This window comes from Lysinibacillus sp. IITD104 (assembly GCF_036698265.2).
GTDB lineage: Bacteria > Bacillota > Bacilli > Bacillales_A > Planococcaceae > Lysinibacillus > Lysinibacillus boronitolerans.
Window position 1 is genome coordinate 1311822 of sequence record NZ_JBAHYH020000001.1, and the last position, 13692, is coordinate 1325513.

Below are 13692 nucleotides of genomic sequence, written 5' to 3' on the forward strand. Positions count from 1 at the left end.
AATAATAGAAATTTATAAGTTTGTATTCCCCAATCAACTATAATTTGATAGAATAATAATGTTTAAAAAAGAATAGTTGGGGGTAAGGGCTTTGAAATTACAAATTAGCAAATGGCTCCAAAATTTAGGGATCGCTTGTAGTATAGCATCGTTATTAACACTTTTCTTCCGTCTATCCGATTTTTCGTGGGTGACGAAGAGTGTCTATCATATACCAGTATTTTTTGTTTGTATCTTTTTACTCAGTATCATTATTGCAGAGGATGTAAGAAACCTTTTTAAGAAATTATTTTGGTATGAAAAAAGAAAGGTCAAGCGTCCTATTTGGCAAGTTGGGATTGGCTTAATTTTCTTTTTGGCACAAATTAGTACAGTAATGGTATTTAATCAAGAGCTAACATATCCACAATTAGGTGGCATGCCGTTATTCCTTGTATTTGCTTTTATGAATGCATTTATATTAACGGTCATATATGAAGAAGTTTTTTATCGTACTTCAAATCAATAACATCCATTAGGAACTTTCATTCACAGGGACCTTGTCCTCGAATGAAAGTTTTTGCTTTTTAGTAAGCGATGGAATACGTCTTATGCCTTGTTAACACGTAAATTATTAACATTTGTCAGTATTGCTCTTATTTAATCTGTAGTACAGTCAAGATATTGAGAATAGTCAATGACTAAACTTGATAAGCAGATATGCTACATACTATATTAAAAATTATATTTTTTAACCTTGTTTTAACCTTTAATAGGTATGATAAGCAAAGATTCATTTTAATAGGAGGTAATCAGGATGAAGAAGGTAGTGTTTGGAAGTGCTTTAGCAGTCGGATTATTATTTAGCGGGGCAGGGCAATCCTCTGCTAATAGCCAAATTCAACCAATTGATATTCAAGGCATGGATTTAGAATCGGCATTACAGGCAGTTCAATCACAGCGAGCACAACTGTTAGAAAATCAACTGAAGGATCAGCTAGAGGTTGTTCAACAACGAAATCAACAGCTAGTTGATTTGAATACACAGCAAATGGATATGCTCCGTTTTCAAGGCATGAATAATAAACGGAATGAGGCTTTTGATGTAATGACTAATTTTGCGAAAAAAATGCAGGATAGTCGTTCATCTATTATAGGGAATATACGTTAAGGATGTTGGAATATTTTAAACAAGTCAACCGCAGTGCGCGCGGTTGGCTTTTTTGTATGGATAGGAATGCTAAAGTGGCGGATAGAGCCTTAAAAGTGGCGGATAAACCATTAAAAGTAACGGATAACCTTGTGAATGGACGCCTGCTTTTTTTACTTGAAATGTATTGTTATGTTAAAGTAGAAGGAGAAGACAACGCAGGAGGATAAAATCATGACCAAGGAAAAATTACTATTATTGGACGGTAATAGTTTAGCGTATCGCGCGTTTTTTGCGTTGCCATTGCTAACGAATGATAGTGGCATTCATACTAATGCTGTATACGGCTTTACAACAATGCTACAAAGAATATTAGAGGAAGAACAGCCAACTAAAATATTGGTTGCTTTTGATGCTGGAAAAACAACTTTCCGCCATGAAACCTTTACAGAATATAAAGGAGGACGTCAAAAGACACCTCCAGAATTATCAGAGCAATTTCCTTATTTACGAAAGCTCATTGATGCGTATGGCATTAAGCAATATGAGCAGGAATTATATGAAGCCGATGATATTATTGGAACGCTTGCTAAAGAGGCTTCAACACAGGATATGGATGTCATCATCGTTTCTGGAGACCGTGATTTAACACAATTGGCGACAGAGCAAGTAACCGTTTATATAACGAAAAAAGGTATTACCGAAATAGAGAAAAATACACCAGCCTTTATTGCAGAAAAATACGGGTTAACGCCGCTCCAAATTATTGATATGAAAGGCTTGATGGGAGATTCCTCCGATAATATTCCTGGTGTACCAGGCGTCGGGGAAAAAACGGCTGTAAAATTATTAAAAGAGCATGGCTCCGTTGAAGCGCTTTATGAAGCGATGGATACATTGAAGGCTTCTAAAATGAAGGAAAAGCTAGTAGCTAATGAGGAGCAGGCCATCATGAGTAAGAAGCTGGCAACGATTTATACGGATGCTCCAATCACGATTTCACTGGATGATCTTGCGTATAATGGGCCAAAAGAAGATGAATTAATCAGTGTGTGGCGTGAGCTTGGCTTCAAATCGCTGCTTGATAAAAGTGACTTTATAATGCATGAGGAAGAGCAGGCACCTTTCGACTATGACCTTGTTCAGGAAATTCAGCCTGAGGACTTACAAGATGTGATGGCTGTGCATGTTGAACTGGAAAATGAACATTATCACACTTGTCAGCAGCTAGGGATTGCCTTATCAAATGGCACAAAGACGCAATATATTCCATTTGATAAAGCAGCAAAGTCAGATACTCTCCGTCGTTGGCTAGAAGATGCCACAAAAATAAAATATATGTCCGATTCCAAGGCAGCTCAAGCATCATTGAAGCGAGCAGGGATTCAATTAGCTGGTGTTGACTTTGATTTGCTACTTGCTTCTTATATTAATAATCCAGCATTAAGTGGCGATGATATTGCCACACTTGCAAGGGAATTAGGCTACTATGATGTCCAAGCAGATGAGGCGGTTTATGGAAAAGGTGCCAAGCGTGCAATACCTGACTTAGATCAACTTGCACAGCATGTTAGTCGTAAGGCTTTTGCAGTATGGTCATTACAGCCGAAGCTGGAAGCATTATTAAAGGAAAATGAACAATTCGATCTTTATAAAAACCTAGAGCTACCATTGGCAGGAATTTTAGCTGAAATGGAAAGCGAAGGGATTACGGTTAACCGTGCTACGTTAGAGAAAATGGGGCAAGAGCTTAATGATAAGCTTGTGGTAATTGAGCAAGAAATTTATGCGGAAGCTGGAGAAACCTTTAATATTAATTCACCAAAACAATTAGGTGTAATTTTATTCGATAAGTTAGGGTTACCTGTAATTAAAAAGACTAAAACAGGCTATTCAACTGCTGCAGATGTCCTAGAAAAATTACAGTCAGAGCATGCTATCATTGAGCATATTCTGTTGTATCGTCAACTTGGAAAATTACAATCCACATATATTGAGGGCTTATTAAAGGAGATTCATAAATCAGATAGCAAAGTGCATACACGCTTCCAGCAAGCTTTAACTGCGACTGGGCGTCTAAGCTCAACAGATCCGAATTTGCAAAACATCCCGATCCGTTTAGAGGAGGGCCGCAAAATTCGTCAAGCCTTTGTACCCTCAAAAGAGGATTGGATCCTATTTTCTGCTGACTATTCGCAAATTGAATTACGAGTTCTTGCACATATGTCAGAAGATAAAAACCTTGTTGAGGCTTTCCGAGAAGGAATGGACGTTCATACACGTACAGCTATGGATGTATTCCATGTGTCGGAAGATGAGGTTGATAGTAATATGCGTCGTGCAGCGAAAGCTGTTAACTTTGGAATAGTCTACGGTATTAGTGATTATGGACTTTCACAAAACTTAGATATTACACGTAAGGAAGCGGCCAATTTTATTGAAAAATATTTCGCAAGTTTCCCTGGCGTAAAACAGTATATGGATGATATTGTACAAAATGCGAAATTTAATGGTTATGTGACAACGATATTAAATAGACGCCGTTATTTACCGGATATTACAAGCTCTAACTTTAATTTAAGAAGCTTTGCTGAGCGTACAGCAATGAATACGCCAATTCAGGGTAGTGCAGCGGATATCATTAAAAAGGCAATGATTGATATGGATGCTCGATTGAAAAAAGAAAAGATGCAGGCAAAACTGCTACTTCAAGTGCATGATGAGCTAATCTTTGAGGCACCAAAGGAAGAGATTGCCTTACTAGAAAAGATTGTACCAGAAGTCATGGAAAACGCTATTGAGCTTGCTGTACCGCTTAAAGTAGATTTTAACCATGGCTCAACTTGGTACGAGGCAAAATAAGGAGGGGTTCAAATGCCTGAATTACCAGAGGTAGAAGGTGTCGTCCAGGCATTGAAGCCAAAGGTTGAAGGACGTACTATTCATCAGGTACAGCTGTCTGAACGAGTACATTTCTCTTTTAGTGAGGGGAAACAATGTATTATTAAACAAGCAGAGCCAGATACTTTTGAAAGTACTTTGTCCCAGATGACCATTACCAAAATTGAACGAAGAGCAAAATATATTTTCTTTCATTTGCTGAAGGATGATGCTCCATATGTTCTTGTCAGTCACTTAGGGATGACAGGTGCTTGGTTTGTTGTGAATTCACCCGAAGAAATTAATGAGGCGAAATTTCAAAAGCATATCCATGCGACATTTGAAATGGCAGATGGGGGATACTTGATCTATTCTGATATTCGCCGTTTCGGTGAACTTCGTTTTCTGACAAAAATTGAAGATCATGCGCCATTGACCAAAATGGCACCAGAGCCATTTGATGAACGAGCATGTGATTTTTTTATAACAAAATCTAAGCTACCGAAATATGAAAATAAAGCTGTAAAAGAAGTAATTATGGATGGGCAAGTCATTTCGGGCTGTGGCAATATTTATGCAACGGAGGCATTGTTTGCTCAGAAAATTCACCCCGCTCGCAAAATGAACCGCATTAGTGAAAAGCGGAAGCGGGCATTATTTGAGGAGATTGTTGCTATCCTACGTCAAAGCATTGAAGCGGGAGGTTCGACTATTTCTGATTATCGGAATATTAATGGAGAAGCCGGGAGTATGCAGAATCGATTAAAAATGTATGGGAAAAAGGTTTGTCCAGCATGTGAAACGGCAACAAGTCAAATGACAATTGGAGGGCGTACCTCTGTCTTTTGCCCAAATTGTCAACATTAAAGGGGAGTTAGCAATGATTATCGGACTTACAGGAAGTATTGCAAGTGGAAAAAGTACAGTAGCTAAAATGATGAGCGAACTGGGTTTACCGATTGTTGATGCAGATGTTGTAGCACGAGATGTCGTAGAACCTGGAACAGAGACATTAGCATTGATTGCTGAAAGCTTCGGACAAGCTATTTTGCTTGAGAATGGCAATTTGAATCGAACAATGCTGGGAGATATCATATTCCATGAGCCTGCCAAACGCAAAACGTTAAATGATATCATGCATCCAGCAATCAGAAAAGAAATGTTACGTCAGCGTGATGCCTATTTAGAAGCAGGACATGAGCATGTTGTGATGGACATCCCGTTGTTATTCGAAAGTAAGCTTCAACATTTTGTGGAACGTATCATTGTGGTATCGGTCAGTGAAGAAGTTCAGCTTCGACGTTTAATGGAACGAAATAATTTATCTAAAGAAGATGCATTGGCACGTATGCACTCTCAACTGCCGATGTCTGTCAAAGAAAAAGGAGCACATGCGGTCATTTATAATAATGAAAATATAGAAAGTACAGAAGAACAATTAAAAAAAATCCTACATTATTGGGATGTTATTTAATGAGTTCTTTTATGATGCGTAGCAAGCCGACCTTGCTGCGCATTTTTTTATGGTGAAACGCCATAATAAAGAATAATTTTTCAGAAAATAAGAACTTTTATATTCTCAATATATAATGTTCATCTTTTTTAAAATTGTGTTATACTAATCACCATAAAGTATATAATTAATTAATCTGAGTATGTACTCACAGGAGGATATTATAAATGACAGTATCAATTGCTATTAATGGTTTCGGGCGTATCGGACGTATGGTTTTCCGCCAGGCTATCGTACAACAAGATTTAAACATCGTTGCGATTAACGCAAGCTATCCTGCAGAAACGTTAGCACATTTGATTAAGTATGACACAAATCACGGAACTTTTGAAGGTACGGTAGAACCAGCAGGCGATGCTTTAGTTGTAAATGGTAAACGTGTTCAAATTATTAGTGAACGTGATCCATTAAAATTACCTTGGTCTACAATGGGTGTAGATATCGTGATTGAAGCTACAGGAAAATTTAATGAACGTGATAAAGCAGCCATGCACTTAGAAGCTGGCGCGAAAAAGGTAATCTTAACAGCACCAGGTAAAAACGAGGATGTAACAATTGTTTTAGGTGTAAATGATGACAAATTGGATATTGCTAAACATGATGTTATTTCAAATGCTTCTTGTACTACAAACTGCTTAGCGCCAGTAGCAAAAGTATTGAATGACACATTTGGTATTGAGAATGGCTTAATGACAACAGTTCATGCTTATACAAATGACCAAAAGAACTTAGACAATCCGCATAAAGATTTACGACGTGCACGCGGATGCGCCCAATCCATTATCCCAACATCTACAGGTGCAGCAAAAGCATTAAAATTAGTTTTACCTGAATTAGAAGGTAAAATTCATGGTATGGCTCTTCGTGTTCCAACACCAAACGTATCTTTAGTTGACCTTGTAGTAGATTTAAATACAGATGTAACAGTTGATGCTGTCAATGCTGCATTTGTAAAAGCAGCAACTGAAGGTCCAATGAAGGGTATTCTTAATTTCTCTGTAGAACCATTAGTATCTGCTGATTACAATACAACAACTTATTCTTCAACAGTTGATGGACTTTCTACAATGGTGTTAGGTAATCGCAAAGTAAAAGTACTTGCTTGGTATGATAACGAGTGGGGCTACTCTGCACGTGTTGTTGACCTTGTGAAAAAAGTGGCAAATGCTTTAGAAACAGTAAACGCATAATAATTTCTATAGAGAGCACATTGAAATCGAAAAGGTTTCAATGTGCTCTTTTTTGCAATAGCTTTCCTTATTCTTCAGGTGCTTTAGATTTATCATGAGCTCACAAACGTGAATGCACTTTTCTTACATGTAGGAAATTTGTTATAATAGATATATTAAATTGTTGTAAACCAGGAGAGTAATTATATGAGATGTCCATCTTGCCAATTTAACGGAACGCGTGTTGTGGATTCGAGGCCAGTAGATGATAATAAAGAAATTCGTAGACGTCGTGAATGTGAGTCATGTGGCTTCCGTTTTACAACGTTTGAAAAAATTGAAGAGACGCCATTAGTCGTTGTGAAAAAGGAAGGTTCACGAGAAGAGTTTAGCCGTGAGAAGGTACTTCGTGGGCTTATTCGTGCTTGTGAAAAACGTCCAGTGGCACTTGATGTGCTGGAGGAACTTGTTTTGTCCATTGAAAAAGATCTTCGTCGTATTGGAAATTCGGAAGTACGCTCAGAAGATGTTGGCGAAATGGTCATGGACCGCTTAGCCAAAATTGATGAGGTTGCCTATGTGCGTTTTGCGTCGGTCTACCGTCAGTTTAAAGATATCAATGTCTTTATTGAGGAAATAAAGGACATTATTCAACGTCAAACGGAGAAGAAATCATAGCAAAAAGAGAGGATGAATGACGTTGATTCATTTATATAAGGAATTGCAGCCTGGCGATCCTTTCGACATTCGTCTACCTCATGCATTTTCTACGCAAGAGCGTCAATTAGTTACATTATTTTATCAACCATTAACGGGATCAGAGCCAATTAGCCTCTATTTAACATTATGGGCAGAAGCAGAGCAAATGCCAAAGCAGCAAATGACACATTATTATTTAATGAATGTGCTAGGGCTACCAATTGGTAAAGTGTTTGAGGCTCGTATTGCATTAGAAGCTATTGGTTTGCTGCGTACATGGAAAAAGGAAAATGCTGGTGAGCGTAGTTTTTTATATGAGCTACAGCGCCCATTAGATGCAGATAGCTTTATGAAAGACCCGCTGCTGTCGATGTTTTTGTTTAGTAAAATTGGAGAGCAGGCTTATCGCAACTTACGTCAGCGCTTTATGTCACCTGTAAAGGACACGGCGTTTAAGGATGTATCTCGTGCTTTTATTGATGTCTATAAGCCTGTTCATGCCAATATTCCATCAGATTTACAAGTGGATACGAGTCATAAGGATAAACAGCAAAAAGTATATCCTTTTTATTTGGAGCAATTCGATTTTGATTTATTGCAAGCTGGTTTGTCTGAGCAATTGGTACCTTCCAATTTGTTGACATTTGAAGTGCGTGAAGCTATAGCCAAATTGGCATTTTTATATCATTTAACAGCCCTTGATATGCAAAAAGTAGTAATACTTGCTTTAGATGATGATCTAGGAATTTCTCAGGAACGTTTACGAAAGGCTGCTGCTGATTTTTATAAATTAACCGTATCCAAGGAGCCGCCAAAACTTGCGCGTGTCACTGATCCTTTACCAGTAGCAGAAGCTGGACAAAAAACCAAGGATCAGGAGCTTCAACACTATTTAGAAACAACGGCGCCTGTCCAAGTTTTAAGAGATATAAATAATGGTAAAGAACCATTACAAACCTCTGTCCAGCTTGCAGAAAATTTAATCGTTCAACATGGCATGCCAATTGGAGTGGTTAATGCATTGTTAGAATACGTTATGCTAACAACAGATATGAAGCTCCCTAAAAAATATGTGGAAACGATTGCTGATCATTGGGTACGTAAAAATGTCCAGACTGCTAAGGAAGCAATGGAACTTGCACGCCAAGAGCATGATAAATATACAGCTTGGAAAAACAAGCCGCAAACTCCCAATAAAACGAGTCAACAGTCAAAGGGACGTTCAAGATATCAACGTGAAGAAAAAGTGCCTGAATGGTTCTATAAACGAAATGAAAATCAAGAGGAATCTACCACTAGTACTATAGATTTTGAAAAAGAGCGACAAAAAATATTAGAGATGCTAGGAAAAAGCGAATAGTAAAGAAGGTGAGCAGTAATCGAACCTATAAATGGACCACTAAAGCGAGCAATTAATGTACCCTCGTTTCAAGAACGCTATGAAGCCATGCGACGTGAAATTTTAGAGCACCCACATGTGCAGGAATTTTTAGCACAGCATGCAGATGAATTAAACTATGACAATGTTGAGCGAAATTTACCTAAACTACATGAATTTATTAGTCAATCTACTGAGTGCTGTGGGTGTGATAATACAGAGCATTGTACAAACTATTTAAAAGGGTTCCTCCCGACACTAAGGGTTGTTCGGAACTCTATTGAAATGGACTATGTGCGCTGTGAGCAAAAGATCAGGGAAGAAGAACGCCGAGATGTTGCGAATATGATTGCAAGTATGCATATGCCAAAAGATGTGCTACAAGCAACAATTCATGATTTAAGTATTGATGATGAATCACGTGTGGCGATTGCACAAAAAGCAGCTCAATTTGTTAAATTAACAAAAGAAACTGGTCAATTACCTGCAAAAGGTTTTTACCTATATGGTAAATTTGGTGTAGGGAAATCCTTTGTACTTGGTGCATTGGCCAATGAATTAGCATCTATTAAAATCCGCTCTGTAGTAGTTTTCGTTCCGGAGTTTTTACGAGAAATGAAAAATGCTATTGGCGATAATACATTGAATGAGAAAATTGATTATATTAAAAAAGCACCTGTCTTAATGCTAGATGATTTAGGCGCGGAGACGATGACTGCCTGGACACGTGATGAAATTTTGGGGACTATTTTCCATTATCGTATGGCAGAGCAATTGCCAACTTTTATTACGTCTAATTTTAACTATGAAGAATTAGAGCATCACTTAGCGCAGTCACAAAAAGGTGATATTGAGGTTGTCAAAGCGGGACGAATTATGGAGCGAATTAAAGCCCTAACAGTGCCGATCGAAATGCGGGGTAAAAATCGTCGGATGTAACATTGATAGTTGCATTTTTCGACAATCGAGCGTATACTGACTCATATACTTAATATCAATATGCATTGATGAGGACATGAATTTTGTGTATCAGCTTTAAGAGAGGGAAGTCATCGGCTGAAAACTTCCTAGTATGGGCACATTATTTACTACCTACTGAGCAGCGAAAGGGATAATCTTTCGCCGGTCCCTAGCCCGTTAGCTAGCCTTGAGCTTCGTCTGACTTTATGTAAGTCGGAAGGAAGAAGGGTGGAACCACGAGCATACGCTTCGTCCCTTTTGTGAGGGACGGAGCTTTTTTTATTTTTCTCAGATTTCATTGAAATCGATGTGAGAAGTGGTGGCTTCGCTCAAACCAAGCCGTAGAGTCACACAAACATTGCTCATCAAGCATTATGTATTTATCAAAAACAAAGGAGTGCAAAGAATATGTCAGAAATGATTAAATTAACTTTCCCAGATGGCGCTGTAAAGGAATTTGCAAAAGGCACATCAACTGATGACGTAGCATTATCCATTAGCCCTGGCTTACGTAAAAAAGCTTATGCAGGTAAAATTAATGGTGTGTTAGTGGATTTAAAAACACCAATTGAAGAGGATGCAACAATTGCAATCATTACACAAGATGATGAGGAAGCACTTGAAATTTTACGTCACTCAACTGCCCATTTAACAGCTCAAGCTATTAAACGTCTATTCCCAGATGTAAAGCTTGGGATTGGTCCGGTAATTGAAGGTGGTTTCTACTATGATATTGACTCACCAACACCAATCACTGCAGAAGATCTACCTGCCATTGAAAAAGAAATGAAGAAAATTATTGCTGAAAACCTTGAGGTGGAACGCAAAAATGTAAGCCGTGCAGAAGCACAAGCGCTTTATGAAGAAATTGGCGATGAGTATAAATTAGAATTACTTGAAGCCATTCCTGCAGATGAGCAAGTATCTATTTATTATCAAGGCGAGTTTTTTGATCTTTGCCGTGGTATCCACGTACCATCTACTGGTAAACTTCGTGAATTCAAGCTTTTATCATTAGCGGGTGCTTACTGGAGAGGGAACTCTGATAACAAAATGTTACAACGTATTTATGGTACAGCGTTCTTCAAAAAAGAGGAATTAAAACACCACCTCCAAATGCTAGAAGAAGCAAAAGAACGTGATCACCGTAAAATCGGAAAAGAATTAGAACTGTTCACAACGTCTCAAAAGGTTGGCCAAGGTTTACCACTTTGGTTACCAAATGGTGCAACAATTCGTCGTGTTATTGAACGTTATATTGTCGATAAAGAATTATCACTTGGCTATAAGCATGTTTATACACCAGTATTAGGTTCTAAGGAGCTTTATCAAACTTCTGGTCACTGGGATCATTATCAAGATTCAATTTTCCCACCAATGGAAATGGATAATGAGACATTAATTATGCGTCCGATGAACTGTCCTCACCATATGATGGTGTACAAAAACAGCATGCATTCATACCGTAACCTTCCATTGCGTATTGCAGAGCTTGGCACAATGCACCGTTACGAAATGTCAGGGGCTGTTTCAGGCTTACAACGTGTTCGTGGGATGACATTAAATGATGCCCATATTTTTGTTCGCCCAGATCAAATTAAAGCGGAATTCCAAAAAGTAGTACAGTTAATTTTAGAGGTTTATAAAGATTTCGATCTTAATGATTACTCATTCCGTTTATCTTATCGCGACCCAGCAGATACTGAGAAATACTTCGATGATGATGCAATGTGGGAAAAAGCACAAAGTATGCTAAAAGAAGCAATGGATGAACTTGGCTTAGACTACTTTGAAGCGGAAGGTGAGGCTGCATTCTATGGTCCTAAACTTGACGTTCAAGTAAAAACAGCGATTGGGAAAGAAGAGACTTTATCTACAGTTCAATTAGACTTCTTATTACCAGAACGCTTCGACCTAACTTATGTTGGGGAAGATGGTAAGCCTCATCGTCCAGTTGTTATCCACCGTGGTGTTGTATCAACAATGGAACGTTTTGTTGCCTTCTTAATTGAAGAATACAAAGGAGCATTCCCAACTTGGTTAGCGCCGGTACAAGTTGAAGTTATTCCAGTATCGAATGAAGCTCACTTCGACTATGCAAAGCAAATTGAAGAGCAACTTACAGCGGCTGGTTTACGTGTGGAAATGGATGATCGTGAAGAGAAATTAGGCTATAAAATCCGTGAGGCACAAATGAAAAAGATTCCTTATATGCTTGTTATCGGGGATAAAGAGGTAGAGGCAAATGGCGTAAACGTGCGACGTTATGGCTCGAAAGATTCCGAAACAATTAGCTTTGAGGATTTCCTAGCAGCTATTAAAGCAGAAATTACAAAATAAGCTTCAACTAGAAACCCTCGCTTGCCAAAGTGAGGGTTTCTGTATAAAATAAATCTTGCATTTGTATAGAATAGCTTCATTTTGGTTATGTTAGCACTGATAAGAAAATAAATATTTGACAGCTTATCATATACATGCTAATATAATTAAGGTTAATGAATACAAAGTTTGTGGTTGAAGTAGAGGCTGCCCGCTTCTCACCTGATACAACGCTTTAAAGGCTGTGAACAGGTATGACACGTTGAATTGTTTTGCGTAGACTTGCGCATGCACATATAGCGGGCGGACATCTTCAAAAATGTCCGTCCTTTTTTTATGGACATGACGAGAGGATGTACCGTTCAACCGGGCAAGGCTTTGCCCAAACCATGTATTCGCGACAACTACTTGGAGGTGGATTACTATTAGCAAAGACATGTATGTAAACGAAGGCATTCGCGCACGTGAACTTCGATTAATCGATCACAATGGTGACCAGCTTGGTGTAAAGACACGTAATGAAGCGCTAGAAATCGCCGCTCGTGTAAACTTGGATCTTGTCCTTGTGGCCCCTCAAGCCAAGCCGCCAGTCGCTCGTATCATGGACTATGGTAAATTTAAGTTTGAACAGCAAAAGAAAGACCGTGAAATTCGTAAAAATCAAAAGGTCATCGTAATGAAAGAGGTTCGTTTGAGCCCAACAATCGATGAGCATGATTTCCAAACGAAGTTACGTAATGCGATTAAATTCCTTGAAAAAGGCGATAAAGTAAAATGTAGCCTACGTTTCAAAGGTCGTGCGATCACACACAAAGAGATTGGTCAACGTGTGTTAGATCGTTTTGCTGAAGCTTGTGCTGAAGTATCAACGGTAGAACAAAAACCGAAGATGGAAGGCCGAAGCATGTTCTTAGTTCTTCAACCAAAGAACGAGAAATAATATTAGACGAACAGTTTAGGAGGAATTCGACATGCCAAAAATGAAAACTCACCGTGGAGCTGCGAAACGTTTCAAAAAAACGGGTTCAGGTAAATTAAAATACGACCGTGCTTATGGAAGCCACTTATTCGCAAACAAATCTACGAAACAAAAACGTCACCTACGTAAAGCGAACATCGTATCATCTGGTGACTTCAAACGCATCAAATCTTTACTTGTTTACATGAAATAATTGACTACAAAAAAATACTAACATTCATTTTTTAATGAAAAGCAGGAGGTAATTCATATGCCACGCGTAAAAGGCGGAACAGTGACGCGCAAACGTCGTAAAAAAGTATTGAAATTAGCTAAAGGTTACTATGGTTCAAAACATACATTATACAAAGTTGCTAACCAAGCAGTAATGAAATCAGGTCAATATGCATACCGTGACCGTCGTCAGAAAAAACGTGATTTCCGTAAATTATGGATCACTCGTATCAACGCAGCTGCTCGTATGAACGGTCTTTCTTACAGCCGTTTAATGCACGGTTTAAAAGTTGCAGGTATCGAAGTTAACCGTAAAATGTTAGCTGACCTTGCAGTAACTGATGCTGCAGCATTCACTCAATTAGCAGACGCTGCTAAAAAAGCAGTAGCTAAATAATAGCTGACAACATCAACTATTATTTCTGCACCAAAAGCATAGCGACAGGTGTAAAA

At 38.4% G+C, this 13692-nt stretch carries 14 protein-coding genes and 1 other annotated feature; all 14 genes read left to right on the plus strand.

Annotation, left to right across the window (positions count from 1 at the left end; translation table 11 throughout):
- Positions 1-91: 91 nt before the first annotated feature.
- The gene (locus V1L66_RS06655) at positions 92-508 is read left to right on the plus strand and encodes a DNA polymerase I (RefSeq protein ID WP_333005069.1); all 417 of its coding nucleotides are present in this window, start codon (positions 92-94) and stop codon (positions 506-508) included.
- Between the two features lie 288 nt (positions 509-796).
- Positions 797-1150: a hypothetical protein gene (locus V1L66_RS06660; RefSeq protein ID WP_016993207.1), complete on the plus strand. Its 354-nt coding sequence runs from the start codon at positions 797-799 to the stop codon at positions 1148-1150.
- A 2-nt stretch (positions 1151-1152) separates the two neighbouring features.
- A complete protein-coding gene (locus V1L66_RS06665; protein ID WP_258859372.1) occupies positions 1153-1359 on the plus strand; it encodes a hypothetical protein in 207 nt (68 codons plus the stop codon).
- A gap of 4 nt (positions 1360-1363) precedes the next feature.
- Positions 1364-3991 carry a DNA polymerase I gene (gene polA / locus V1L66_RS06670; RefSeq protein WP_258859373.1) on the plus strand — a complete coding sequence of 876 codons (2628 nt, stop codon included), beginning with the start codon at positions 1364-1366 and terminating at the stop codon, positions 3989-3991.
- A gap of 12 nt (positions 3992-4003) precedes the next feature.
- On the plus strand, positions 4004-4876 hold the full coding sequence (mutM, locus tag V1L66_RS06675) for a bifunctional DNA-formamidopyrimidine glycosylase/DNA-(apurinic or apyrimidinic site) lyase (RefSeq protein WP_333005072.1): 873 nt from the start codon (positions 4004-4006) through the stop codon (positions 4874-4876).
- Positions 4877-4889: 13 nt separating this feature from the next.
- Positions 4890-5483, plus strand: coding sequence for a dephospho-CoA kinase (gene coaE, locus V1L66_RS06680; RefSeq protein WP_333005073.1), 594 nt, complete (start codon positions 4890-4892; stop codon positions 5481-5483).
- Between the two features lie 206 nt (positions 5484-5689).
- Positions 5690-6712, plus strand: a complete 1023-nt coding sequence (locus V1L66_RS06685) for a glyceraldehyde-3-phosphate dehydrogenase (RefSeq protein ID WP_016993198.1) — start codon at positions 5690-5692, stop codon at positions 6710-6712.
- Between the two features lie 186 nt (positions 6713-6898).
- A complete protein-coding gene (nrdR, locus tag V1L66_RS06690) occupies positions 6899-7369 on the plus strand; it encodes a transcriptional regulator NrdR (protein ID WP_004226277.1) in 471 nt (156 codons plus the stop codon).
- Between the two features lie 16 nt (positions 7370-7385).
- Complete coding sequence (locus V1L66_RS06695; RefSeq protein WP_036078322.1) at positions 7386-8750, plus strand: replication initiation and membrane attachment family protein; 1365 nt, start codon at positions 7386-7388, stop codon at positions 8748-8750.
- A gap of 27 nt (positions 8751-8777) precedes the next feature.
- Entirely contained in the window at positions 8778-9707 is a 930-nt protein-coding gene (gene dnaI, locus V1L66_RS06700) for a primosomal protein DnaI (RefSeq protein WP_258859410.1), read from the plus strand.
- Between the two features lie 429 nt (positions 9708-10136).
- Positions 10137-12068 (plus strand): threonine--tRNA ligase, encoded by a 1932-nt coding sequence (gene thrS / locus V1L66_RS06705; protein WP_036078318.1) that lies wholly within the window; start codon positions 10137-10139, stop codon positions 12066-12068.
- 171 nt (positions 12069-12239) lie between these two features.
- Positions 12240-12388: a sequence feature (ribosomal protein L20 leader region), on the plus strand.
- Between the two features lie 95 nt (positions 12389-12483).
- Positions 12484-12987, plus strand: coding sequence for a translation initiation factor IF-3 (gene infC / locus V1L66_RS06710; RefSeq protein WP_016994853.1), 504 nt, complete (start codon positions 12484-12486; stop codon positions 12985-12987).
- A 31-nt stretch (positions 12988-13018) separates the two neighbouring features.
- Positions 13019-13219 (plus strand): 50S ribosomal protein L35, encoded by a 201-nt coding sequence (gene rpmI, locus V1L66_RS06715; RefSeq protein WP_004226312.1) that lies wholly within the window; start codon positions 13019-13021, stop codon positions 13217-13219.
- Positions 13220-13276: 57 nt separating this feature from the next.
- Entirely contained in the window at positions 13277-13636 is a 360-nt protein-coding gene (gene rplT / locus V1L66_RS06720) for a 50S ribosomal protein L20 (protein WP_004226314.1), read from the plus strand.
- Positions 13637-13692 lie beyond the last annotated feature (56 nt).